This window comes from Mesorhizobium sp. B2-9-1 (genome assembly GCF_006439455.1).
Classification (GTDB): Bacteria; Pseudomonadota; Alphaproteobacteria; order Rhizobiales; family Rhizobiaceae; genus Mesorhizobium.
In genome coordinates this window covers 79442-102478 of record NZ_VFTP01000002.1, presented here as the reverse complement: position 1 = coordinate 102478, position 23037 = coordinate 79442, and the positions used below count along the sequence as shown (strand labels likewise).

The following is a 23037-nucleotide window of genomic DNA, read 5'->3' as shown; positions in this document are numbered from 1 at the left end:
AAGGAGGCGAACCGATATGCAGCATGAACGCGAGATCGACGCCCTGCTTTCGTCCGGCGAAGCCGGATCGATCATCGACCGGCTGATGGCGTTGCCGCATTCGAAAGACGGCGGCCGCAAGACAAATGAATGGGACCGCGCGGTCGCCGCGCGGTTGGAAACGGCGCTGGCCAAGAGCATGCGCACGCGCATCGTCGGCGACGGCCGCGACGCCGCCTGACAATTCCCGTGATTTGACGAAAAGAGGTGGCTTCTCCATCCTGCACCGATGATACGCGCGGTGCTGCTTGATCTTGTGGGTGTCGTCTACGATGGCGATACCCCGATCGCAGGTGCCGTGACCGCGGTCGAGCGTTTGCGCAAGGCCGGGCTGCCGCTCCGCTTTGTCAGCAACACGACGCGCTCGCCGCGCAGCAAGATTGTCGCGCAACTTGCCGCGATGGGCATCGAAGTTGCGGATGAAGAATTGCTGACGCCGGCGCGCGCTGCGATCGAATGGTTGCGCAGGCATGGCCGCGAGCCGCATCTGCTCGTCCATCCCGATCTCGAAGCAGAGTTTTCGGGCCTGGAGGGAGGAAGCAGCAAGGCGGTCGTCGTCGGCGATGCCGGGGAGTCCTTCGACCACGCCAGCCTCAACCGGGCTTTCCGCGAGCTGATCGCCGGCGCCGATTTTGTGGCTTTGGCCACCAACCGCACCTTCAAGGATGCCGACGGCCAGCTCAGCCTCGACGCCGGCGCCTTCGTTGCGGCCCTCGAATTCGCCAGCGGCCGAAGCCCCGTCGTGCTCGGCAAGCCGTCGGCGGACTTCTTCCTTTCGGCGCTCGCCGATTTGAACTGCGCTGCGGCCGATGCGGTCATGGTCGGCGACGACGCGGAGAGCGATGTCGCCGGCGCGCTGCGTGCCGGGCTCGGCGCGGCGCTGCTCGTGCGAACCGGCAAGTACCGACCCAACGAGGAAACGCGGTACGATCCGGCTCCGACGGCGTTGGTCGACGACCTCGCCGCCGCGACAGACTGGATTCTCAACCGCGCCGAAGCCTGACCGGCGCCTCGCCGAAAGCCCTTGAAAATGCCCTGGAAAATGCCGCGGCGGATGAAAAGCCCGTACGCCCGGCAATGTCCGCCATGGCGATGCGCGTGTCGACGACGAGACGGCGAGCGGCGCTGAGGCGCAGCCTCAGATAATAGGCGCCGGGCGTCTCGCCGATCGACTTGCGAAAAATGCTTTCCAGCGTCCGTGCCGTGACGCCGGCGCGTCTGGCCACGGCGTCGATGGTGAGCGGCTGGTCGACATGCGCTTCCATCAACCGGATCGCCTGGGCAAGCCGCGGATCGTAGCCGTCGAGCCGGCCGAGCGAGACCAGCGGCTGCGCGTCGGTCGCGGCGCGCGCCTGGTCATAGATGAAGACGCTCGCCACATCGAGCGCAGCGGCCATGCCGAGCCTCGTGCGGACCAGATGTAGCATCAGGTCGAAGGTCGGCGAGGCGCCGCCGGAGGTGAAGACCGGCCCGTCGATGACGTAACGGTCCGGCCGCACATCGACGCCCGGGAATGCGGCGGAGAAATCCTCCATGTCCTCCCAATGCGTGGTGGCGCTGCGCCCCTCGAGCAGGCCGGCGCGCGCCACCAGCCAGGTGCCCGCCTCGACGCCGCCACAGGCGCGGGCAGCGCGCGCTGCCCTGCGCAAGCCCGCGAGCAATGCCGAGGTGGCGTAGTTCTGCGTGCCGAAGCCGGCGACGACGACCAGCATGTCGGTGGCCTCGCCCGCGTCGAAGCGGCCGCTGACAGCCACGGGAAGGCCGCATGTCGTGACCGGCGCCTCGCCGGTGACCGAGACCAGCTTGAAATCGAACAGCATCTCGCCTGAGATGCGGTTTGCGGCGCGCAAAGGATCGACTGCCGAGGCCACGCACATGATCGACGACCCCGAGAACACCAGGAGCGTAACCTTGAGCGTCCCGCGCTCGGACCTAAAGATGGTCGGCTTTTCGCTTTTGATCATGAGACCTTCGTAAAACGCAAAACAGTTTCCGACAAGTAGGGCATTCTTGGTGAATTGCCGTGCATGCCGTGCCGCTATCGGCTCCCGCTTCTGGATGGCATGCATGGCCGATCGAATCTGGGAGGATCAAAATGCCGCTTGCGATGAACCGCGAGGTCTTCATTACCTGTGCCGTGACCGGCTCCGGCGGCACGCAGGACCGCAGCCCGCATGTGCCGCGCTCGCCCAAGCAGATCGCCGATTCGGCGATCGACGCCGCCAAGGCGGGTGCCGCGATCGTCCATTGCCATGTGCGCGACCCCGAGACCGGCAAGCCGAGGCGCGACGTGCATCTCTACCGCGAGGTGACCGAGCGCATCCGCGAGGCGAACGTCGACGTGGTGCTGAACCTCACCGCCGGCATGGGCGGCGACATGGTGTTTGGCTCGCCGGAAGCGCCGTTGCCGCTCAACGAGAAGGGCACCGACATGGGCGGCGCCACCAACCGCATGGAACATGTGCGCCAGTGCCTGCCGGAGATCTGCACACTGGACTGCGGCACGATGAACTTCGCCGAGGCCGACTATGTGATGACCAACACGCCCGGCATGCTGCGCGCCATGGGCGGCATGATGACGGCGCTGGGCGTCAAGCCTGAGATCGAGGCCTTCGACACTGGACATCTGTGGTTCGCCAAACAGCTGGTCGAGGAGAATGTGCTCAACCCGGACGCGCTGGTGCAGCTCTGCATGGGCGTGCCGTGGGGCGCGCCGGACGACCTCAACACCTTCATGGCGATGGTCAACAACGTGCCCTCGACCTGGAACTGGTCGGCCTTCTCGATCGGCCGCAACCAGATGGCCTATGCGGCGGCGGCCGTGCTAGCCGGCGGCAATGTCCGCGTCGGCCTGGAAGACAATCTGTGGCTCGACAAAGGTGTGCTGGCGACAAACGCGCAGCTGGTCGAACGCGCGGCCAGCATCGTCACCAATCTCGGCGCGCGTGTACTTGGACCCGAGGAAGTGCGCAAGAAGCTCAACCTGACCAAGCGGGCGCCGATCGCAGCCGCGGCATAAGCATGATCCCGAAAAGTGGGAACCGGTTTTCGGACCAGATCATGCTCAAACAAGACTTCGGGAGCGCACCATGGCTACCGTCAAATTCAGCGCGATGAAGGACGGCGACAAGGAAGACTACGAATTCCTGACCGCCCATGAGATCGACTATGCCGCCAAGACCGGCGACCGGCTGCTCGACGCGCTCGTGCAGCTCGACGAGGGTCTGTCGGGCTACAAGATCACCCGACTCGGCCATTCGCTGCAGGCGGCGACGCGCGCCTGGCGCGACGGCGCCGACACCGACTGGATCGCCTGCGCGCTGCTGCACGACATCGGCGACATCTACGCGCCCTACAACCACGATGAATATGCGGCTGCGATCCTGAAACCATTCGTGCGCGAGCAATGCACCTGGGTGGTGGAAAAGCACGGCGACTTCCAGCGCCTCTATTACGCGCATCATCTGGGCGGCAACCGGCATGCCCGCGACCGCTTTGCCGGCCACCTCTATTTCGACGACTGCGACCAGTTCTGCGAGCGATGGGACCAGTCGAGCTTCGATCCCGACTACGAGACGCTGCCGGTCGAGTTCTTCCGGCCCTTCGTGCTCGAAGTGTTCGCCCGCAAGGCCTACGATCCGGCGGTGATCCGCACCGGCGACCGTGTGGCCCTCACCGACCCCGAAACAGCCAAGACGAGAACCGGAGCCTGACAAGCATGAGCATCATCAACAAGGCGGCCGCCATCGGCGGCGGTGTCATCGGCGCCGGCTGGGTGGCGCGGCTGCTCTTGAACGGCATCGACGTGTCGATCTTCGATCCGGATCCGGAAGCCTCGCGCAAGGTGGGCGAGGTGATGAAGGGCGCGAGGCGGGCCTACAAGCAGATGCTGCCCGCCGGCCTGCCCAAGGAAGGCAAGCTCACCTTCGCCAAGACCATCGCCGAGGCGGTTGCCGACGCCGACTTCATCCAGGAAAGCGTGCCGGAGCGGCTCGACCTCAAGCACAAGGTGCTGGCCGAGATCGACGCGCACGCGCCGGCCAACGCCATTGTCGGCTCGTCGACCTCCGGCATCAAGCCGACCGACATGCAGGTGGCGATGAGGAAGCACCCGGAGCGGCTGGTGGTCGGCCATCCGTTCAACCCGGTCTATCTGCTGCCGCTGGTCGAGATCGTCGGCGGCGAGCAGACTTTCCCGGAGGCGATCGAGGTGGCCAAGGAGCTCTACGCCTCGATCGGCATGAAGCCGGTGGTGGTGCGCAAGGAGATCGAGGCCTTTGTCGGCGACCGCCTGCTCGAGGCCGCCTGGCGCGAGGCGCTGTGGCTGGTCAAGGACGGCATCTGCACCGTCGAGGAACTCGACGACATCATGCGCTATTCCTTCGGCCTGCGCTGGGCGCAGATGGGCATGTTCCAGGTTTATCGCGTCGCCGGCGGCGAGGCCGGCATGCGCCACTTCATGGCGCAGTTCGGACCTTGCCTGAAATGGCCGTGGACCAAGCTGATGGACGTGCCCGAGTTCAACGACGAGCTCGTCGACCTGATCGCCACGCAGTCGGACGAGCAGGCGCACGGCCTGTCGATCCGCGAGTTGGAGCGCATCCGCGACGACAATCTGGTCGCGATCATGGAAGCGCTGTCGAGGCAGAACAACGGCAAGGGCTGGGGCGCCGGCGCGCTGCACAAGGACTATACCAGGCAGCTCGCCAAGCTGGCGGCGAAGGAGACCTCTATCAAGGCTCCCGCAAAGGCCAAACCGGCGAAGAAGGCAGCCAAGCCGGCAAAGGCTGAGAAGTCCGCCAAGGCCGACAAGGCGAAGAAGAGCAAGAAGAAGGGCTGAGGCAATGCATTTCGGTCTTTCGGAAGAACAGAAGCTTATCGTCGAGACGACGCGTGCCTTCGTCGAGAACGAGCTTTATCCGCATGAGCGCGAGGTGGAGCGCACCGGCGTGCTGCGCCGCGAGCTGATCGACGAATTGAAGGCGAAGGCGATCGGGGCCGGGCTTTATGCCGCCAACATGCCGGCCGATGTCGGTGGCGCTGGCCTCGATACGGTAAGCTGGCTGCTCTACGAGAAGGAGCTTGGCCGCGCCAATTACGCGCTGCACTGGACCTGCGTGGCGCGTCCGTCCAACATCCTGCTCGCCGGCACGCCGGAGCAGCGCGAGAAATACCTCTTTCCCTGCATTCGCGGCGAGAAGTCGGACTGCCTGGCGATGACGGAACCCGGCGCCGGCTCCGACCTGCGCGGCATGAAGGCGACCGCCGTGCAGGACGGCTCGGACTGGGTGCTCAACGGCACCAAGCATTTTATCTCGCATGCCGACATCGCCGATTTCGCGATCTGTTTCATGGCCTCGGGCGAAGAGGATTCGCCGCGCGGCAAGCGCAAGAAGATCACCGCCTTCTTCGTCGACAAGGGCACCAAGGGTTTTTCGGTGCGCGACGGCTACCGCAACGTCTCGCATCGCGGCTACACCAATTCGATCCTGGAATTCGACGACTGCCGGCTGCCGGCGTCCCAGGTGCTCGGCGAAGTGCACAAGGGCTTCGACGTCGCGAATTCGTGGCTCGGCGCGACGCGTCTCCAGGTTGGCGCCACCTGCCTCGGCCGCGCCGAACGCGCGCTCTCGCACGCCATCGAATATGCCGCGCAGCGCCAGCAGTTCGGCCAGCAGATCGGCAAGTTCCAGGGCGTTTCGTTCAAGCTCGCCGACATGGCGACGGAATTGAAGGCGGCGGACCTGATGGTCTTCGAAGCCGGCTGGAAGTACGATCAGGGCACCGTCACCGACCAGGATATGGCGATGGCCAAGCTGAAGGCCACGGAGATGCTGGCCTTTGTCGCCGACGAGGCCATCCAGATCCATGGCGGCATGGGTCTGATGGACGACCTGCCGCTGGAGCGCATCTGGCGCGACGCGCGCGTCGAGCGCATCTGGGAAGGCACGTCGGAGATTCAGCGACATATTATTTCGCGGGCGCTGCTGCGTCCGTTCGGAGCTTAGAGCATGATTACCCCAAACCGGGGACCGGCCTTGGACAAGATCGCGCTCAAACGAAAAGATGGCCATGCATAAACTCGAACGTCTCCTGCGCCCGAAATCAATCGCCGTGTTCGGCGGGGCGCAGGCCGCCGCCGTCGTGGCGCAGTCGATCAAGATGGGCTTTGCCGGCGAGATCTGGCCGGTGCATCCAACCAAGGACGAGGTCGCCGGACGCAAGGCCTACCGCTCCGTCGCCGAGCTGCCCGGAGCGCCGGACGCCGCCTTTGTCGGCGTCAACCGGCATCTCACCATCGAGGTGATCAAGGCGCTGGCCGAGCGCGGCGCCGGCGGCGCCGTCTGCTTTGCCGCCGGATTCCTCGAGACCGAGGCCTATGACGAGGACGGCGAGCGGCTGCAGGCGGAGCTCGTTGCCGCCGCGGGCCAGATGCCGATCATCGGGCCGAACTGCTACGGCCTGATCAACTATGCCGACGGCGCGCTGCTTTGGCCCGACCAGCACGGCGGGATCAGGCTGGCCGAGGGCGGCAAGGGCGTCGCCATCATCACCCAGTCGTCCAACATCGCCATCAACATGACGATGCAGAAGCGCGGTCTGCCGATCGCCTTCCTGATGACGGCCGGCAACCAGGCGCAGACAGGCCTTTCGGAAATGGCGTTGGGCCTGATCGAGGACGAGCGCGTCACCTCGCTCGGCCTGCATATCGAGGCCTTCGACTCGGTCGCCGGCTTCGAAAGGCTGGCGGCGCGGGCGCGCGAATTGAAGAAGCCGATCATCGCCATGAAGGTCGGCCGCTCGGAGCAGGCGCGGCAGGCGACGGTGTCGCATACCGCCTCGCTGGCCGGCTCGGACGCCGCCTCCGGCGCCTTCCTGAAGCGTCTCGGCATAGCGCGCGTCGATTCGATTCCCGCCTTCATCGAGGCGCTGAAGCTGTTGCACATCACTGGTCCGTTGCCCGGCTACAGGCTCTCGTCGATGAGCTGCTCGGGCGGCGAGGCTTCGGTGATGGCCGACAGCGCCGAAGGGCGCTGGGTGCATTTCCCGGCACTGACGGCCGAGCACCGCGCGCATGTCAAATCGACGCTCGGACCGCTGGTCGCGGTCGCCAATCCGCTCGATTACCACACCTTCATCTGGAACAACGAGCCGGCGATGACGGCCACTTTCACCGCCATGGTGTCGGGCGGCTTCGATCTCAACATGCTGGTGCTCGACTTCCCGCGCCCGGACCGCTGTTCCGACGTCGACTGGTGGGCGACGCTGCGCGCCTTCGAGGCGGCATTGAAGACCAACGAGGCGCAAGGGGCGATCGTCTCCTCGCTGCCGGAAAACCTGCCGGAGGAATACACCGCCGGCCTGATGGCGCGCGGCATGGTGCCGTTGTTCGGCATCCCGGAAGCCATGGACGCCGCCCAAGCCGCCGCCTTCATCGGCTGGGCCTGGCGCGAGCCGCAGGCGCAGCCGGTCGACACCACCGCGGCGGGGGCTTCCGAAGCCAAGCGCGTGACGCCGGACGAGGCCGAGGCCAAGGAAAGGCTGATCAACGCCGGCCTGCCGGTGCCGAAGGGCGAGCGCGCCTCCAATGCGGTCGAGGCGGTGATTTCGTCGATGACGCTGGGTTTCCCGGTGGCGCTGAAGGCGCTTGGCGTCACGCACAAATCGGAAGTCGGCGCGGTGCGGCTCAACCTCAAGGACGCCGAATCCGTCAGCGCCGCCGCGCATGACCTTTTGCCGCTCGGCACTGGGCTCTATGCCGAGCGCATGGTGCGGGACGGCGTCGCCGAGTTGATCGTCGGCTTCACCCGCGACCCGATGTTCGGCGTGGTGATGACGCTCGGCACCGGCGGCGTGCTGGTCGAGCTTCTGCGCGACAGCGTGACCCTGATGCTGCCGGCGACGCGCGACGACATCGAGGCGGCATTGCGTGGGCTCAAGCTCTATCCTCTCCTCGAAGGCTATCGCGGCCGGCCCAGGGCCGACGTCGACGCCGCCATCGACGCCATCGCCGGCATTGCCGACTTCGTGCAGAAGAACGAGGGCGAGATCGAGGAACTCGACATCAACCCGCTGATTGTCTGCGCCAAAGGCAAGGGCGCCTGGATCGCGGATGCCTTGCTGGTGCTTGGAGAAAAGAAGAATGGCTGAAATCATCACCACCCGCCGCGAGGGCGCGATCCTCGAGGTCACGCTCGACCGGCCGAAGGCCAACGCGATCGACCTCAAGACGTCGCGGCTGATGGGCGAGACCTTCAAGGCGTTCCGCGACGACCCGGAGCTGCGCGTCGCCATCGTCAAGACGGCCGGCGACAAGTTCTTCAGCGCCGGATGGGACCTCAAGGCGGCGGCGGCCGGCGATGCGGTCGACGGCGACTATGGCGTCGGCGGCTTTGCCGGGCTGCAGGAGTTGCGCGACCTCAACAAGCCGGTGATCGCCTGCGTCAACGGCATGGCGGTGGGCGGCGGCTTCGAGCTGGCGCTGTCCTGCGACCTCATCTACGCCTCGGACCATTCCTCCTTCGCGCTGCCCGAGATTCGCGCCGGCACGCTGGCCGACGCAGCGACGATCAAGCTGCCGAAGCGCATCCCTTACCATATCGCCATGGACCTTCTGTTCACCGGCCGCTGGATGGATGTCGCCGAGGCGCATCGCTGGGGCCTGGTCAACGAAGTGCTGCCCAAGGACAAGCTCGAGGAGCGCGTCTGGGAGATCGCAAGGCTCTTGGCAAGCGGCCCGCCGCTGGTCTTCGCTTCGATCAAGGAGACGGCGCGGGTGGCCGAGGCGCTGACCTTCCAGGACGCCATGAACAAGGTGACGCGCAGGCAGTTGCCGACGGTCGATATTCTCTATGGGTCGGAAGACAACATGGAAGGGTTCCGGGCCTTCGCGGAGAAGCGCGAGCCGGTGTGGAAGGGACGATAGCATCGGAGATGACGGCGCGAGGCACCCCCCTCTGCCATGCCGGGCATCTCCCCCTCAAGGGGGGAGATCAGATGTCACGCCCGCTTTCGCCAATCGCCGACGTTGGGAAAGAAGTGCCGTCGACGAAACTGCCAATCTCCTCCCTTGAGGGGGAGATGTCCGGCAGGACAGATAGGGGGGCCCGGGCGCAATCATCTAAAGTTGGTCATGCGATATGACCGACTACAAAACACTCATCGACGCCGAGACCTGGGCTTTCATCGAGAAGACCAACTCCTACTATCCGCCGGACACGATCGACTACACGATCGAAGAGCAGCGCGCGATCTACGACCGGATGTGCCGAGAGTTCTTTGCCGGCTATCCGCAAGGCGTGACCGCCTTGACGACAGGCATCGCCGACGGCATCCCGATCCGCATCTATCGCAACGCGGAGCCGAACAATGCCGCGATGGTGCTCTACCTTCATGGCGGCGGCTTTATTCTGGGCGGGCTGGAGAGCCATGACGATGTCTGCGCCGAGCTTTGTGCCCGCACCGGCTTCGAGGTGGTCTCGGTCGATTATCGGCTGGCGCCGGAGCATCTGCATCCGGCCGCCTTCGACGACGCCATGGACGCGTTCGAATGGGCCGCCAGGACCTATGACTGCGCTGTCGTGCTTTGCGGCGACAGCGCCGGTGGCAATCTCTGCGCGGCGATAGCGCATGCCACGCGCGGCCATGAAAAGAAGCCGGCCGGCCAGATGCTGATCTATCCCGGCCTCGGCGGCGACCATTCGCGCGGCTCCTACGTCACCCATGCCGAGGCCCCGATGCTGACCGTGCGCGACCTCGACTTCTACAAGCATATCCGCACCGGCGGCGTCGACCAGACCGGCGACATCACGCTCTATCCGCTCGCCGACGCCGATTTCGCCTATTTGCCGCCGACGGTGCTGATCACCGCCGAGTGCGATCCGCTGTCGTCCGACGGCGAAGCCTATCGCGACCGCGTCATCGCGGCGGGCGGGCGCGCCGCCTGGTTCGAGGAGCCGGGCCTGGTGCATGGCTATCTCAGAGCCCGGCACATGGTCGGCCGGGCACGGACGAGCTTCACCCGCATCGTCGAGGCGGTATCGGCGCTCGGCCGGGGCGACTGGATCTGGTAACGACCTTGGCGACCGGAATCACTTTCCGCTCCGCTGCCCTCCCATGAACCTTTCCACGCCGGCCAGCGACTGACGGCCAGGCGCCGCAATGGTGCGGCCCGGAAAGGGAAAACCGCCATGACCAGAAACCCAGAGACTCCGCGGTCTCCGGGAACATCGGAAGCCCAGCGCGATCGCCGCCTTCGGGAAGGGCTCGACGCGCTGGGCTTTCGGCTGATTCCGTTGACCCTGCACAGGAGCAGGCGTATCGTCGCCAGGAGGAAAACAGACAATTCGATCGGGGACGAACGTGCCGCAACGCCGCGCCTTGCCCTGGTTGGCGCGGCAAGACCGGATGTTCCTTCCTGCGGCTTCGGGGGGAGTTCAATGTCTGGCGGTCGCGGCTCGTTCGTGCGTTCTCGTGGCGGCCGTTCACGCCGCGCAATAGCAACAACCGGTGGAATACTTGCCGTGGCGTTGTCCGCCGGCCTCTGGCTCGGCGGCGTTGCGAAGGCGCAGGAAACGCAGATCATCTATCCCGGATCGATGGCGGTCACCGGCTTCCCCGGCACCGTGATCCCCAATTTCGATCAGGGCTTGCCGCCCGGCGCCGATCCGGTCGACGAGACCTTCATCGACACCTCGCGGGCATCCTTGCGCATTTTCGACGTCGCGCATCTCGGCGGGCCGGCCTCCGGCCAGCTCGTCAACACGCCGCCGCCCTTCGAGGTAAGCGCCGGGCAAATCGGCGAGGTGTTCGGACTGACCTATGACGACGGCGTGCGCGATGGCGTGCCCTCGGGCATTCCCAACCTCTATGCCGCCGCGACCTCGCTGCATGGCGTCGAGATCGTCACGCCGGACGCCGACGACGACGGGCGCCCGGAGCGGCAGCGCCGCGGCGCCGCCGGCGCTGCCTTCATGGACGGCCAGTTCGGCACCGAGAATGGCGGCGGACCAGGCACGATCTGGAAGATCGACGGCATCACGGGCGCGGTCTCGAAATTCGCCGACATCGACACCAATAGCGGCCCGGGCATCGGCAATCTCGCCTTCGACCCTATCCACCGCCAGTTCTTCGCCTCGGACCTCGACACCGGCCTCATCCACCGCATCGACGCCAACGGCCATCTGGTCGACACGTTCGACCATGGTGTCGCCGGGCGCCCGGCGCATGGGCTGGCCCCGGTTGCCGACGACGGCGCCGTCATGGATATTCAGGGCGCCGCCTTCGACACGGAAGACCCCGAGACCTGGGGCTATACGCAGGACGGGCGCCGTGTCTGGGCGGTCTCCTATCATGGCGGCCGGCTCTATTATTCGGTCGGCGAAAAATCCGAGATCTGGTCGGTCGGCATTGCGCGCGACGGCACGTTCGCCGGCGATCCGCGCTGGGAGCTGACGGTCAAGGCCGACAAGGACTACGCCGTCACCGACATCTCATTCGACAACAAGGGCTTCATGTACCTCGCCCAGCGCGGCCCGGTCGAAAACCGTTACGATTACAGCCGCTTCGCCGATTCCGGCAAAGGCGAGCTGATCCGCTACTGGCGCGAGGACCCGGACGATCCGGCAACGGAATCGGGCTGGGTCGAGGTGCCGCAGGAATATGCGGTCGGCTTCCCGCAAGGCAACCGGCAGTCGGCCGGCGGCGTCGACCTGCAATATGGCTATGGTGCCGACGGCAATATCGACACCAGCGTCTGCACCGACACCGTCGTCAACACCGGCGACAAATTGCGCGACAATCCTGAATTGGCCGAGCGCCTCGCCGCCGGCGGGCCGCTTGCCGTGCACGGCGTCCAGCTGACGCCAAGCGCGCTGGTCAAGCCGGCGAACGTTCCGCCCTTCGGCTCATGGTTCGTCGACTTCGACGGTTATTTCGAAGACCCCGAGGTCGAAGGCCATGTCGGCGACGTAAGGGTCTGGCGCCCCTGTGAGGGCCGCGCCGGCTATTATGAGGAAATCCCGGGCGGCGGCTATCTGCCTCCGTTCTATCCGCCGGACTTCCCCCCTCCCGGCAACCTGCCGCCCTGCATCGATATCGAGGACGTGCATTATTACTGCACGCCGCGCGGGCTTCAGGCCGAACTCTATCTCCATGACCATGCCGGCTTCGGCGGCGATTCGATCAAGGCACAGTCCAGGACGCCCGGCGTCGGGGTATCAACCCCCATGTCGCATGTCCCGGGCAAACCCTACACGATCGACATCACCGGCCATGATCCTGGCGACACCGTCAATGTCGGGCTCTGCTTCTACCGCAAGTCCGATCAGGACAAGGGTGGCTACTACCCTTGCTGCAAGATGACGCTGCCGCTCAGAACGCCAGCCGTCAGCTGCGAACGTTGAGGGAGGGACAGATGAGCAATCTCGCCCTTTCCCGCTTCGTTTCGAGCAACCCGAAACCCGTCATGGAGACGATCATGAAACCCCTGTCATACGCCAGGCGCGGCGCGCGCTGGCTGATGGCGGCCGGTATCGCGGTCGCCATGCTGCCGGCGCTGCCGGCATTCGCGGAAGACACCGCTCCGGCCAAGCTCACTGAGGTCGCCGGACCGGAGCCCAGGCTCGACCTGGACAATCCGCGCGTCATCAACCCGGAGCCTGGCCGCATCGTCCCCTTCTTCACCAAGACGGGCGGCCAGCGCAGCTGCGACTATGTCTATTACACACTGACCTTCGGCCTGCGCGGCAACGAGCAGGCCTTCGCCAACCCGATCTTCGTCAACGCGCTGAAGAACGCCAGGATCGATTTCAAGGACCAGCTTGCGCATGGCCTGAAAATCGTCGGTGCGCAGGTGACCGGCGACGGCACCGACGCTTCCGGCGGACCGCTGCCGGCGGCTGCGATCAGCAGCTCGGCCAATCCCGACGACACGGCGACGGTGTCCGATTTCCGGATTTCCGCCTCCGACCTCGACGGCTCGGGCGCGCCGAACGAACGCACCATCACCTTCCGGATCCTGGCCAAAATAGACCAGGCGGCGTTTCCGGCGCCGGCCAATGTCGACAACCAGGGCCAGATCAAGGTGACGATGTCAGGCGGCCCGGGGACCATTATCCCGTCGCAGGACCCGAGCAAGCCGGATGACGGCAATATCCTCACCGGCGCGAAGACGACGATCCATATCGACGTCACCAAGTGCAACCCGCCTCCACCTCCCGGCAAGGAATGCTTCAAGGTCGAGCGCGGCACGGTCGACTGCGTGCCCGGCGGCGGCGCTTTCATCTACCACATGCCGGTCGGCCCGGAGATGGGCGGCAAGTGGGTGCAGGTGTCGACAACGACGCCCGGCGTCACCATCGTTCCCGACACGCAGAAGGTGCCGATCGGCGGCGGCGTGCTGAACTGGAAGATCATCGGCGCCTCGCCGGGTGAGGCCATCCATCTCATCGTCACCGGCATCGAAACCTATGCCGGGCCGAAGGAAGGCTGGGGGCTCTGCTGCACGCAGGTGATCGACATCGTCATCCCGCGTGATCTGAGATGCCCGCCCAAGGACAAGGAGCCGGACCTGAAGGTCGAGAAGCATGCCGACGTGCCGCGTTGCACGATGGCCGGCGGCTGCGACTTCACCATCACCGTCACCAATGTCGGCGACGCGCCCTATAACGGCAAGATCGTGCTCGACGAGGTGACGCTGCCGGCAGGCTCGGTGCTGACATCGGGATCGAACGCGCCCTGGGTCTGCGTGCCCGGAACGACGCCGATGACCTGCACCTATCCGGTGACAACGCTCAACCCCGGCGCTTCCGTCAACCTCAAGCTCGGCTTCAGGCCGGCGGGCGGATGGCAGGGCAGCGTGCTGCGCAATTGCGCCGCCTATGACTACCAGGCCAGCGGCAAGCCGCTGTTCGGCAGCCAGACCAACGATCGCGGCTGCGCCTCGATCCCGATCTGCCGCCGTGGCGACCGCGATCCACAGTGCGACCCACCGGTCGAAAAGAAGGTGGACCTGATCCTGAAGAAGCGCGCCCGCGCCCCGGTCTGCACGGCCGACGGCGTTTGCTATTTCGTGATCGACATCATCAACAACGGCACCAGCACCTATAACGGGCCGCTGACGGTGATCGACAACTATCCCGGCGGCGCGCCCACCTCGTCGGCCTTCGGGCCGAGCCCGCCATGGACCTGCGGCCCCAACGGACCTGGACAGTTCCGCTGCGACAATGCCGGCATCTCGCTGCCTCCCGGCGCCTCGACGCCAATCGTCGTCAAGGCGGTGATGCCGGCAAGCTACCGGCCGGATACGGTGGAAAACTGCGCCGAGGTTAAGGCCATTCCCGGCGAGGTCGATCTCGCCAACAACAGGGCCTGCGCCACCGAGCGCATCCGCCATCCGAATGGCGGCCAACCCGGCCTGCGCATCACCAAGGTTTGCGGCGGCGATCAGCTCGTGCGTGCTGGAATGGTTTCCTGCCGCATAACCGTCGCGAATGCCGGCACCGCCGCCCCCACCGGTCCGGTGCGGGTCAACGATGCCGCAGCCCTGGTGTCGGGGGGTGCTCCGGTCGAGATCCAGACTGTGACCCCCGACGGCGCGGGGTGGAGCTGCGGACCGGTGCCCGCCAACACGCTGTCGTGCCAGATTCCCGGCGCCGTGATGACGCCCGGAACCAGCCGGCACTTCGACGTGACGGTGAGCGGCAGTGGCGCGTTCGAGAACTGCGCGCGCGGCTCCTACGGGCCGGCGCCGGGGGACGATATCGTCTACCCGATCGGCCAGGCCTGCGCGAAGGGCGGCGGCACGTCCGCCATCCGTGTCGAGAAGACCGGCGATGCCGAATGCCGGCCGGGAGAACCCTGCTCGTTCGAGATCACCATCGCGAATGACGGGCCGAACCCCTTCTCCGGTCCGGTCCGCATCGGCGATGCGATCGGCGTCGAAGGCTTGGGCCGGCTGGAAGGCGTTGAGATCACCTCGATCGATCCGCCTTTCGGCTGCTCGCCGGAACCGACGACGCTGCCCCTATCCTGTATCGCCAACCTGACGCTGGGCGCCGGCGAAAGCCACACCCACCACGTCACCGTGATCCTTCCCGAGGAGGGGCGCCTCGCCAATCTGCAGGGGACGGTCAACGGGCAGAACTGTGTCGGCGTGTTGCCTCCTAAGACGCCGGTGCAGGGCGGCGGCGACGTGCTCAACCGCGACCTGACCAACGTCCAGGGCGATCGCGGCAAGGCCTATGCATGCCACCCCTTCACCATCAGGCATGAGGTGAAGAACCAGTGCTCGGATGGCCTGGTGCTGAACTCGGCCGGCCGTTGCGCCTGCCCGGACGGCACCACCTTCCGCAACGGCCAATGTTCCGGTAATGGGGGCTCTGGCGGCACCAAGCTGCTGCCTCTCCCGCCACCGCCGCGCTGCGTCCTGCTGCAGGGCCAGATCCGGACAGCGGACGGACGTTGCGTCTGCCCACGCGGCACGGGGCTGGAAAACGGCAAATGCGTGCGGGGCGACGAGCCCCAGGAGCCGCAGTGCACGCTGCGTCCCGGCCAGTACCGCGACCAGGACGGCAACTGCGTGTGCCGCCGCGGCGAGCTGGTGAACGGTGTCTGCCAGGTCATCCCGCCAAAATGCGCGGTGCGCGGCGCCGTGCCGACTTCGGACGGAAACGGCTGCACCTGCCCGGACAACACGCATCTCGACCGAGTGGCCAAGGCCTGCGTGCCTGATCGGCAACCGCCCGCTCAGTGCCGTATCCGCGGCCAGTCCCGCAACGCCGATGGCGATTGCGTCTGCCCGCGCGGCACAGAGGTACGTGACGGCGCCTGCCGGCCGATCGTGTCGAGGCAATGCCCGATCCGCGGCCAGGTGCGCGACGCCAACGGCAATTGCGCCTGCCCGGACGGGCTGGAGGTGCGGGGCAAGGCCTGCCAGCGGCCGAAGCCGAGCCAGGAGCAATGCACCATTCGCGGCCAGGTCCACAACAAGCGGGGCGACTGTGTCTGCCCGCGTGGAACCGAAATCCGCGACGGCGCCTGCCGTAAGCCGCAGCAGGAATGCGCGCCGGGTTCGCGCTTCATCGACGGCCAATGCCAGCCGGTGCTGATCAAGCGCTGCCCCGCCGGGACCACGGGACGCTTCCCGGACTGCACGCCGATCCGCAGAAGGCCGGGCATCGAGATCAACCCCGGCCTGCTGCTCAACCCGAACGTGTTGCAGCAACTGGTGCCGCAACGCCAGCCGCGGCGCGTGCTGCAAGATCCGGCGGGCGCCAACATTCAGAACTCCAAGCCGTAATCCCCCGGCTGGAGACCAGGACCCGCCGGAGTGATCCGGCGGGTTTTCTTTTCCACTTCCTCATGCTCTCTCTTTGATTTAGAGCCGGATTCAGATTTCAGGTCGACTCGAGCTGAAATCATCCGGCTCTAGGCGGTCCTGAGATTTGCATTCGGAAATGAGGCGAGCAGCATGAGCAAGAAGACCCTGATTGCGCCATCGGTGCTGGCATCGGATTTCTCCAAGCTCGGCGACGAGGTCGAGGCCGTCGTGGCGGCCGGCGCCGACTGGATCCATCTCGACGTGATGGATGGTCATTTCGTGCCCAACATCACCTTCGGCCCGCCGGTGATCAAGGCGATCCGCAATCGCACCAAGGCCTTCTTCGACTGCCATCTGATGATTGCGCCGGCCGATCCTTACCTGGCGGCCTTCGCCGAAGCGGGCTGCGACGGCATGACGGTGCACGCCGAGGCCGGGCCACATCTCGACCGCTCGCTCCAGACCATCAAGAATCTCGGCAAGAAGGCAGGCGTCTCGCTCAACCCGGCAACGCCGGAAACGGCGATCGAGTATGTGCTCGACCGGCTGGACCTCATCCTGATCATGACCGTCAATCCGGGCTTCGGCGGGCAGGCCTTCATCCCGGCGATCGTCGACAAGGTGAAACGGATCAAGGCGCTGATCGGCGGCCGGCCGATCCGTATCGAGATCGACGGCGGTGTTTCAGCCGAAACGGCGCCGCTGGTGACCGCGGCCGGCGCCAATGTGCTGGTGGCGGGCGCCGCGGTCTTCAAGGGCGGCAGCGTCGAAGCCTATAAGGCAAATATCGAAGCAATTCGAACGGCTGCCGACAGGGCCGCCAGTTAAACATATAACGGTACGAGCTCTCGCGGGAGTTGCACAACCGCGGCAGCGATTGAACGACTGTTCAATATAGGAAGGGACGCAGGAACATCGTCTTTTCCCCGAGATTCTACTTGTTCAATAGATAGACGGTCCGCTTGTCTTAAAGTCGAATATCGGCATCTTCCGCTTGAGACACCTCATTGCCCGGCTGTATGATACATGTACGGGAATTGCTTCGCCGCGGGGCCCTGGCAAACCAGGGGCAAAGCAACAGGAGTTCGATTGACAAACGGAAGCACCGAGCCGGGCGAGAGCAAGGGCGCCAAAAGCACGCTTGCCAGTTCGGTCTACCAGCAACTCCGCGACGACTTGCTGCGCGGAGCCCTGGAGTCCGAGACGAAACTGCGTGTCGAGTGGGTCGTTTCCCGCTATGGCGCCGGCGCTTCGCCGGTGCGCGAGGCGCTCAACCGTCTGGCCGCCGAGGGCCTGCTCGGCCGTCACGACCAACGCGGCTTCTTCCTGATGCCGGTCAGCGCCGCGGAACTGGAGGAGCTGACGCGCACGCGCTGCTGGCTGGAGGAGCGGGCGTTGCGCGAATCCATTGCGCACCGGACCGCCGAATGGGAAGAGCAACTGGTGCTTGCCCTGCACCGCCTGGCGCGCGCGGAGCGCCGCCTGCCGGATGACCCGGCAACCAACAATCCGGAATGGGAAAAGCTGCACCGAGCCTTCCACCGGGCGCTGATCGCGGCTTGCCGGTCGCACTGGCTGATCGGCTTTTGCGATCAGCTTTCCGACCAGGCCTCGCGCTACCGCCTGATCGCGCAAAATGCGCCAGGCACGGGGCGCGACGATCTCGGCGAGCACCGCATCATCGCCGAGCGCACGCTGGACGGCGACGCCGACGGCGCGGTCGAGGCGCTTCTCAATCATTACCGCCTCACTGCGGCGATGTGCATGGAACGCCTCGCCCACGGTTATGATCCGAGGGCCGGCAAGTCCCAACGCGGCCGTAAATAGCCGATCGAAAAATCAACGCAGTTTTTGCTCTGGGCGCCAATTCTGGTATTCGCTCAGGCGAGCGCAAGGCATGCGCCATTCGGCCTTCGTCCGCCTTGAGGACATTTCATGACCAATCATCTCTTCAGCGCTTTCCGCTCCCGCATGCCGGCGCCCGGCCGGCTGCTGATGGAGACGGATGACGGCCGTTCGATCACCTATGGCGACATGCTGGCGAAGTCGTCGCAGCTGGCGCATGCCCTCGCGCAGGCCGGCGTCGAGCCCGGCGACCGTGTCGCGGTCCAGGTCGAGAAGAGCCCGGAGGCGATGCTGCTCTACCTCGCCTCGTTACGCGCCGGCGCGGTCTTCCTGCCGCTCAACACCGCCTACACGCTGCCGGAGCTCGACTATTTCTTCCGTGACGCCGGGCCGAAACTGATCGTTTGCGATCCGGATCGCCTTGCCGGCGTCGAACCGCTTGCCGTGGCGGTCGGCGCGACGGTGCTCACGCTCGGCCGCGATGGCCCGGGAACGCTGGCCAGCCAGGCTTCGCGGCAGGCAACCGATTTCAGCGACGTCGCGCGCGGGCCGGACGATCTTGCCGCGATCCTCTACACCTCCGGCACGACCGGCCGTTCCAAGGGCGCGATGCTCAGCCATGAGAACCTCGCCTCCAACGCGCGCGTGCTGGTGGAGCAATGGCGCTTCGGCGCCGACGACATGCTGATCCATGCGCTGCCCATCTTCCACACGCACGGCCTGTTCGTCGCTACCAACGTCATTCTGATGGCCGGCGCGAAAATGTTCTTCGAGCAGAAATTCGATCCAGCGCGCATCCTGTCGCTGATGCCGCGCGCGACGGCCTTGATGGGCGTGCCGACCTTCTATGTGCGGCTGTTGCAGCAGGACGGCCTGACACGCGAGGCGGCGAGGACGATCCGGGTCTTCATCTCCGGCTCGGCGCCGCTGCTCGCCGACACGCACAAGGCCTGGCGCGAGCGCACCGGCCACGCCATCCTCGAGCGCTACGGCATGACCGAGACCAACATGAACACGTCCAACCCCTATGACGGCGAGCGGCGGCCGGGCACGGTCGGTTTCCCCTTGCCCGGCGTTTCGTTGCGCATCACCGATCCCGAGACGGCCAAGCCGCTGGCCCCGGGCGAAATCGGCATGATCGAGGTCAAGGGACCGAACGTCTTTGCCGGCTATTGGCGCATGCCTGACAAGACCAAGGCCGAGTTCCGCGACGACGGCTTCTTCATCACCGGCGACCTCGGCCTGATCGATGCCGACGGCTATGTCCACATCGTCGGGCGCGGCAAGGACCTGATCATCTCCGGCGGCTACAATGTCTATCCGAAGGAGATCGAAAGCGAGATCGAAGCGCTCGACGGCGTCAGCGAAAGCGCAGTGATCGGCGTCGCGCATCCCGATTTCGGCGAAGGCGTCACCGCGGTGGTGGTGCGCAAGCCGGGCTCGGCGATCAGCGCCGCCGACATTGCCGGCGCCATCGCCGGACGGCTGGCGAAATACAAGCATCCGAAGCAGGTAATCTTCGTCAACGAACTGCCACGCAACGCAATGGGCAAGGTGCAGAAGAACGTGCTGCGTGATGAGTATAAGGATATCTATGCCAAAGCCGGCTAACAACACCCCGTCGTCATCCTAGGGCGAAGCAAGGAGCGAAGCGACGCGCGCAGACCCTAGGATCCATGCCGTGACGCTAAAGCGTTGCTAACGTTGCAGAATCTGCACTGTTGTACTTTACGCCACAGGTCACGGAATGGATCCTCGGGTCAAGCCCGAGGATGACGACGCGCGAGGGGCTCCGGCCAATCGCGGGCGTTTGCATTGGCTTCGACGGTGGATCGAGTGCCTACGCGCCAAAGACCTTCTTACCGCCGATCCAGACGTTCCTGACATCCAGCCCTTCCGACAGCCCAACAATGTCGGCGGCTGTCCCGTTGGCGAAGCGGCCAAGCCTGTGGGCCTGGCCGATCGCCTCGGCCGGATAGAGCGAGGCCATGCGCAGAGCCTCGTCGAGTTCCAGGCCGACGACGCGATGGACGTAACGCACGGCGGAAATCATGTCGAGATCGGCGCCGGCCAGCGTGCCGTCAGCAAGCCGCAGGCTCCCGTCCTTGCGGTAGATGGTGCGGCCGTTGAGCGTGAACGACGTCATGTCGGTGCCGATCGTCGCCATGGCGTCGGTAACCAGCACGATCTTGCCCGGCCCCTGCTTGCCGCGCAGCGCGAGGATCATCGTTGCCGGATGGACATGGATGCCGTCGGCGATGATGCCGGCATACAAGCCGCCGGTGTCGATCGCCGCGCCGGCCAGGCCCGGCTCGCGATTGCCGATCTGGCTCATGGCGTTGAAGAGATGCGTGACCACCGTGGCGCCGGCTTTGGCGAAGGCGGTGGCCGTCGCGTAATCGGTGTCGCTATGGCCGAGGCTGACGATGACGCCGGCCTCGACCAGCGCCGCGACACGTGCCGGCTCGACCGATTCCGGCGCGATCGTGGTGAGCAGCACCGGCAGGTCCCGCCGCGCGGCAATCAATGCCGCCTGATCGGCGTCGGTCATCGGCCGGATCAGGGCCGGATCATGCGCGCCCTTGCGGGCTATGGAGAGATGCGGCCCTTCCAGGTGCAGGCCAAGGAAGCCCGGCACCTTCTCCCGTGTGGCCTCAGCGCCGGCAGCGGCCGCCGCGGCGGTGATCGCCGGCGTGTCGGTGATCAGCGTCACCAGCAGCGCCGTGGTGCCGAAGGGCGCATGCGCCCGGCAGATGGTCTCGATCGAGCCGACGTCAGGGTGGTCGTTGAGCATGACGCCGCCGCCGCCATTGACCTGGATGTCGACGAAACCCGGCACCAGCAGGCCGCCGCCAGTCTCGACCGCCGAAACGCCGGACGGAATCGCCCCGGCGGGCAGGATGGCCTCGACGACGTCGCCCTTGACGACAAGGGCGGCATTGTCATGCCAGTCGGCACCGTCGAAGATGCGGGCGCCGGTGAGTGCGAAACGGTCGCTCATACGGTTTCCGTCACCTTGCGCAGGTTGCGCGGCGTGTCGGGGTCGAGGCCGCGATGGCGGGCGAAGGCCTCGACGAAGCCGTAGAAGGACACGATCAGCGGCAGCGGATCCGTCAGCGGGTGGCCGGTGGCGACGTGGGGAAGAAGCCGCGCGGCCTTCGCCTTGTCGGAGGTGATGAAGGCGGCGGCGCCCTTGGCCGTCAGGCCGTCGGCCGCCTCGGCGACCGAGGGTTCGGACGCATCGCGCGCGGCAAGCGCCAGGACCGGAAAACCCGGACCGACCAGCGCCAGCGGCCCATGCATGACCTCGGCGGCGCTGTAGGCCTCGGCGTGCATCGCGCAGGTTTCCTTGAATTTCAGCGCCGCCTCGCTGGCGATCGCGAAGGACGGGCCGCGGCCGAGGATGAACAGCGATTGCGGGTTCTCCAAAGCGCCGGCGAGCGCCATCCAGTCGCAGGCGATCGCCTTCTTGAAATGGCCGGGAAGGCCGGCGAGCGCCTTGATCAATGCTTGGTCATCGGTGGCATGCGCCATCAGCGCCAGACCGGCGACAGCCGAATTGACGAAGGTCTTGGTGGCCGCGACGCTGCGCTCAGGTCCGGCCAGGATATCGATGGCATAGTCGGAGGCCCGCGCCAGCGGCGAGTCCGCCGTGTTGGTGATGGCAACGGTGAGCGCGCCGCCGGCCCGCGCGGTTTCAGCCATGGCGACGATGTCCGGGCTCTTGCCCGACTGCGAGATCGCCAGGCAGGCGGAGCCGCGCAGTCTGAGCCTGGCGCCGTAAATGGACGCGATCGACGGCCCGACCGAAGCGACGGCAAGGCCTGCCGTCAGCTCGACGGCATATTTCATGAAGGTCGCGGCATGGTCGGACGAGCCGCGCGCCACGGTGACGACGAAATGTGGATCACGCTCGCGCAGGCCGCGACCGGCCTCGGCCAACACGGCGGACGAGCCGTCGAGAAGGCGCGCGGCCGCTTCCGGGATCTCGTCGATCTCGCGCCGCATATGGGTGGTGCTGGCATTCATGGCCGGAGCTCCTCTCCCGGCCCGGTCAGCCGGAGTTCCGCGACGAAATCATAGGCGTCGCCCCTGTAGACCGAGCGGGTGAACTCGATCACCTTGCCGCTCGCCAGATAGGAAATGCGCTCGATCTGCAGTCCGGCAACCCCCGGCGGCACTTCCAACAGGCGCGCATCGGCGTCGCCGAGATTGGTGGCCGAGATGCGCTGCACGGCGCGTACCGGGCGATTGCCGGTCGTTTCCAGCGCCGCATAGAGCGAGGAGCCGATCGCTTCGGGATCGGGCAGGACGTTGGCCGAGAGCGCCGCGCGCTCGATCGCCAGCGGCGTGTCGTTGGCGATGCGCAGGCGCGCGACGCGCGCCACCAGCTCGGTCGAGGAGAGGCCCAGCACCATCATCTCGTCCGGCGACGGCGCATAGAGGCCGCGGTCGAGCCAGACCGAACGCACATTCATGCCGCGGCGCGCCATGTCCTCGGTGAAGGAGGTGAGCCGCGACAGCGACTGCTCGACACGCTCCATGCGCGGCGCGACGAAGGTGCCCGAGCCGTGACGCTGGACGAGGATGCCGCCCTTGACCAGATCCTGCACCGCCTTGCGCACGGTGACGCGCGATATATCGGCCTTGCTGGCGATGTCGCGCTCGGAGGGCAGCGCGTCACCCGGACCGATCAGGCCGCGATTGACCGCTTCCTCGATGCTGCGCCTGAGCTGCAGGTAAAGCGGCGCGCCGCTCTGCGAGGATTTTTTCAGCATGGCGAAGATCTGGTCGGCGGCGCTCATCGCGACGCCTCCGGCAACATGGCGAAG

18 protein-coding genes are annotated in these 23037 nt (G+C 66.0%); 14 read left to right on the top strand and 4 right to left on the bottom strand.

Annotated features, from left to right (window positions below):
- Positions 1 to 16: 16 nt before the first annotated feature.
- Both FJW05_RS04715 and FJW05_RS04710 read left to right on the top strand, forming a co-directional pair.
- Complete coding sequence (locus tag FJW05_RS04715) at positions 17 to 220, top strand: hypothetical protein (RefSeq protein ID WP_140546749.1); 204 nt, start codon at positions 17 to 19, stop codon at positions 218 to 220.
- A gap of 60 nt (positions 221 to 280) precedes the next feature.
- Positions 281 to 1042 carry a TIGR01458 family HAD-type hydrolase gene (locus FJW05_RS04710; protein WP_348639802.1) on the top strand — a complete coding sequence of 254 codons (762 nt, stop codon included), beginning with the start codon at positions 281 to 283 and terminating at the stop codon, positions 1040 to 1042.
- Here the strand turns inward: FJW05_RS04710 and FJW05_RS04705 are convergent.
- On the bottom strand, positions 1023 to 2003 hold the full coding sequence (locus FJW05_RS04705) for a GlxA family transcriptional regulator (RefSeq protein WP_140628484.1): 981 nt from the start codon (positions 2001 to 2003) through the stop codon (positions 1023 to 1025). The genes FJW05_RS04710 and FJW05_RS04705 overlap by 20 nt on opposite strands.
- A gap of 131 nt (positions 2004 to 2134) precedes the next feature.
- Here FJW05_RS04705 and FJW05_RS04700 point away from each other — a divergent pair, with 131 nt between their 5' ends.
- The 12 genes from FJW05_RS04700 to FJW05_RS04645 all read left to right on the top strand — a co-directional run bounded on the left by FJW05_RS04700 (position 2135) and on the right by FJW05_RS04645 (position 19816).
- On the top strand, positions 2135 to 3058 hold the full coding sequence (locus FJW05_RS04700; RefSeq protein WP_140546746.1) for a 3-keto-5-aminohexanoate cleavage protein: 924 nt from the start codon (positions 2135 to 2137) through the stop codon (positions 3056 to 3058).
- A 70-nt stretch (positions 3059 to 3128) separates the two neighbouring features.
- Complete coding sequence (locus FJW05_RS04695; protein WP_140628481.1) at positions 3129 to 3752, top strand: HD domain-containing protein; 624 nt, start codon at positions 3129 to 3131, stop codon at positions 3750 to 3752.
- A gap of 5 nt (positions 3753 to 3757) precedes the next feature.
- Positions 3758 to 4879, top strand: coding sequence for a carnitine 3-dehydrogenase (locus FJW05_RS04690; RefSeq protein WP_140628479.1), 1122 nt, complete (start codon positions 3758 to 3760; stop codon positions 4877 to 4879).
- Between the two features lie 4 nt (positions 4880 to 4883).
- Entirely contained in the window at positions 4884 to 6047 is a 1164-nt protein-coding gene (locus FJW05_RS04685; protein ID WP_140628476.1) for an acyl-CoA dehydrogenase, read from the top strand.
- 64 nt (positions 6048 to 6111) lie between these two features.
- A complete protein-coding gene (locus tag FJW05_RS04680) occupies positions 6112 to 8190 on the top strand; it encodes an acetate--CoA ligase family protein (RefSeq protein WP_140628473.1) in 2079 nt (692 codons plus the stop codon).
- A complete protein-coding gene (locus FJW05_RS04675) occupies positions 8183 to 8965 on the top strand; it encodes a carnitinyl-CoA dehydratase (protein WP_140628469.1) in 783 nt (260 codons plus the stop codon). The genes FJW05_RS04680 and FJW05_RS04675 overlap by 8 nt, the downstream gene beginning before the upstream one ends.
- Positions 8966 to 9179: 214 nt before the next feature.
- Positions 9180 to 10112 carry an alpha/beta hydrolase gene (locus FJW05_RS04670; protein WP_140628466.1) on the top strand — a complete coding sequence of 311 codons (933 nt, stop codon included), beginning with the start codon at positions 9180 to 9182 and terminating at the stop codon, positions 10110 to 10112.
- A 366-nt stretch (positions 10113 to 10478) separates the two neighbouring features.
- Positions 10479 to 12443 (top strand): hypothetical protein, encoded by a 1965-nt coding sequence (locus FJW05_RS04665; RefSeq protein ID WP_140628461.1) that lies wholly within the window; start codon positions 10479 to 10481, stop codon positions 12441 to 12443.
- 11 nt (positions 12444 to 12454) lie between these two features.
- Positions 12455 to 16339 carry a DUF11 domain-containing protein gene (locus FJW05_RS04660; protein WP_140628459.1) on the top strand — a complete coding sequence of 1295 codons (3885 nt, stop codon included), beginning with the start codon at positions 12455 to 12457 and terminating at the stop codon, positions 16337 to 16339.
- A gap of 171 nt (positions 16340 to 16510) precedes the next feature.
- Positions 16511 to 17188, top strand: coding sequence for a ribulose-phosphate 3-epimerase (gene rpe / locus FJW05_RS04655; protein WP_140628456.1), 678 nt, complete (start codon positions 16511 to 16513; stop codon positions 17186 to 17188).
- A 261-nt stretch (positions 17189 to 17449) separates the two neighbouring features.
- The gene (locus tag FJW05_RS04650) at positions 17450 to 18187 is read left to right on the top strand and encodes a GntR family transcriptional regulator (protein ID WP_246673210.1); all 738 of its coding nucleotides are present in this window, start codon (positions 17450 to 17452) and stop codon (positions 18185 to 18187) included.
- Positions 18188 to 18295: 108 nt separating this feature from the next.
- Positions 18296 to 19816 carry a malonyl-CoA synthase gene (locus FJW05_RS04645; protein ID WP_140628448.1) on the top strand — a complete coding sequence of 507 codons (1521 nt, stop codon included), beginning with the start codon at positions 18296 to 18298 and terminating at the stop codon, positions 19814 to 19816.
- Positions 19817 to 20045: 229 nt separating this feature from the next.
- On the opposite strand, the gene nagA is transcribed toward FJW05_RS04645, so the two are convergent.
- From nagA to FJW05_RS04630, 3 genes are read right to left on the bottom strand one after another with little or no spacing between them, the layout of a single operon-like run.
- On the bottom strand, positions 20046 to 21206 hold the full coding sequence (gene nagA / locus FJW05_RS04640; protein ID WP_140628445.1) for an N-acetylglucosamine-6-phosphate deacetylase: 1161 nt from the start codon (positions 21204 to 21206) through the stop codon (positions 20046 to 20048).
- Positions 21203 to 22234 carry an SIS domain-containing protein gene (locus tag FJW05_RS04635; protein ID WP_140628442.1) on the bottom strand — a complete coding sequence of 344 codons (1032 nt, stop codon included), beginning with the start codon at positions 22232 to 22234 and terminating at the stop codon, positions 21203 to 21205. The genes nagA and FJW05_RS04635 overlap by 4 nt, the downstream gene beginning before the upstream one ends.
- Complete coding sequence (locus FJW05_RS04630) at positions 22231 to 23010, bottom strand: GntR family transcriptional regulator (protein ID WP_140628439.1); 780 nt, start codon at positions 23008 to 23010, stop codon at positions 22231 to 22233. Before FJW05_RS04630 ends, FJW05_RS04635 begins: the two co-directional genes overlap by 4 nt.
- Positions 23011 to 23037 lie beyond the last annotated feature (27 nt).

Excerpts from the sequence above, each read along its gene's own strand:
- FJW05_RS04715 (WP_140546749.1), top strand. The coding sequence starts at position 17 with ATGCAGCATGAACGCGAGATCGACGCCCTGCTTTCGTCCGGCGAAGCC.
- FJW05_RS04705 (WP_140628484.1), bottom strand. The coding sequence starts at position 2,003 with ATGATCAAAAGCGAAAAGCCGACCATCTTTAGGTCCGAGCGCGGGACG.
- FJW05_RS04700 (WP_140546746.1), top strand. The coding sequence starts at position 2,135 with ATGCCGCTTGCGATGAACCGCGAGGTCTTCATTACCTGTGCCGTGACC.
- FJW05_RS04695 (WP_140628481.1), top strand. The coding sequence starts at position 3,129 with ATGGCTACCGTCAAATTCAGCGCGATGAAGGACGGCGACAAGGAAGAC.
- FJW05_RS04690 (WP_140628479.1), top strand. The coding sequence starts at position 3,758 with ATGAGCATCATCAACAAGGCGGCCGCCATCGGCGGCGGTGTCATCGGC.
- FJW05_RS04685 (WP_140628476.1), top strand. The coding sequence starts at position 4,884 with ATGCATTTCGGTCTTTCGGAAGAACAGAAGCTTATCGTCGAGACGACG.
- FJW05_RS04680 (WP_140628473.1), top strand. The coding sequence starts at position 6,112 with ATGCATAAACTCGAACGTCTCCTGCGCCCGAAATCAATCGCCGTGTTC.
- FJW05_RS04675 (WP_140628469.1), top strand. The coding sequence starts at position 8,183 with ATGGCTGAAATCATCACCACCCGCCGCGAGGGCGCGATCCTCGAGGTC.
- FJW05_RS04670 (WP_140628466.1), top strand. The coding sequence starts at position 9,180 with ATGACCGACTACAAAACACTCATCGACGCCGAGACCTGGGCTTTCATC.
- FJW05_RS04665 (WP_140628461.1), top strand. The coding sequence starts at position 10,479 with ATGTCTGGCGGTCGCGGCTCGTTCGTGCGTTCTCGTGGCGGCCGTTCA.
- FJW05_RS04660 (WP_140628459.1), top strand. The coding sequence starts at position 12,455 with ATGAGCAATCTCGCCCTTTCCCGCTTCGTTTCGAGCAACCCGAAACCC.
- rpe (WP_140628456.1), top strand. The coding sequence starts at position 16,511 with ATGAGCAAGAAGACCCTGATTGCGCCATCGGTGCTGGCATCGGATTTC.
- FJW05_RS04645 (WP_140628448.1), top strand. The coding sequence starts at position 18,296 with ATGACCAATCATCTCTTCAGCGCTTTCCGCTCCCGCATGCCGGCGCCC.
- nagA (WP_140628445.1), bottom strand. The coding sequence starts at position 21,206 with ATGAGCGACCGTTTCGCACTCACCGGCGCCCGCATCTTCGACGGTGCC.
- FJW05_RS04635 (WP_140628442.1), bottom strand. The coding sequence starts at position 22,234 with ATGAATGCCAGCACCACCCATATGCGGCGCGAGATCGACGAGATCCCG.
- FJW05_RS04630 (WP_140628439.1), bottom strand. The coding sequence starts at position 23,010 with ATGAGCGCCGCCGACCAGATCTTCGCCATGCTGAAAAAATCCTCGCAG.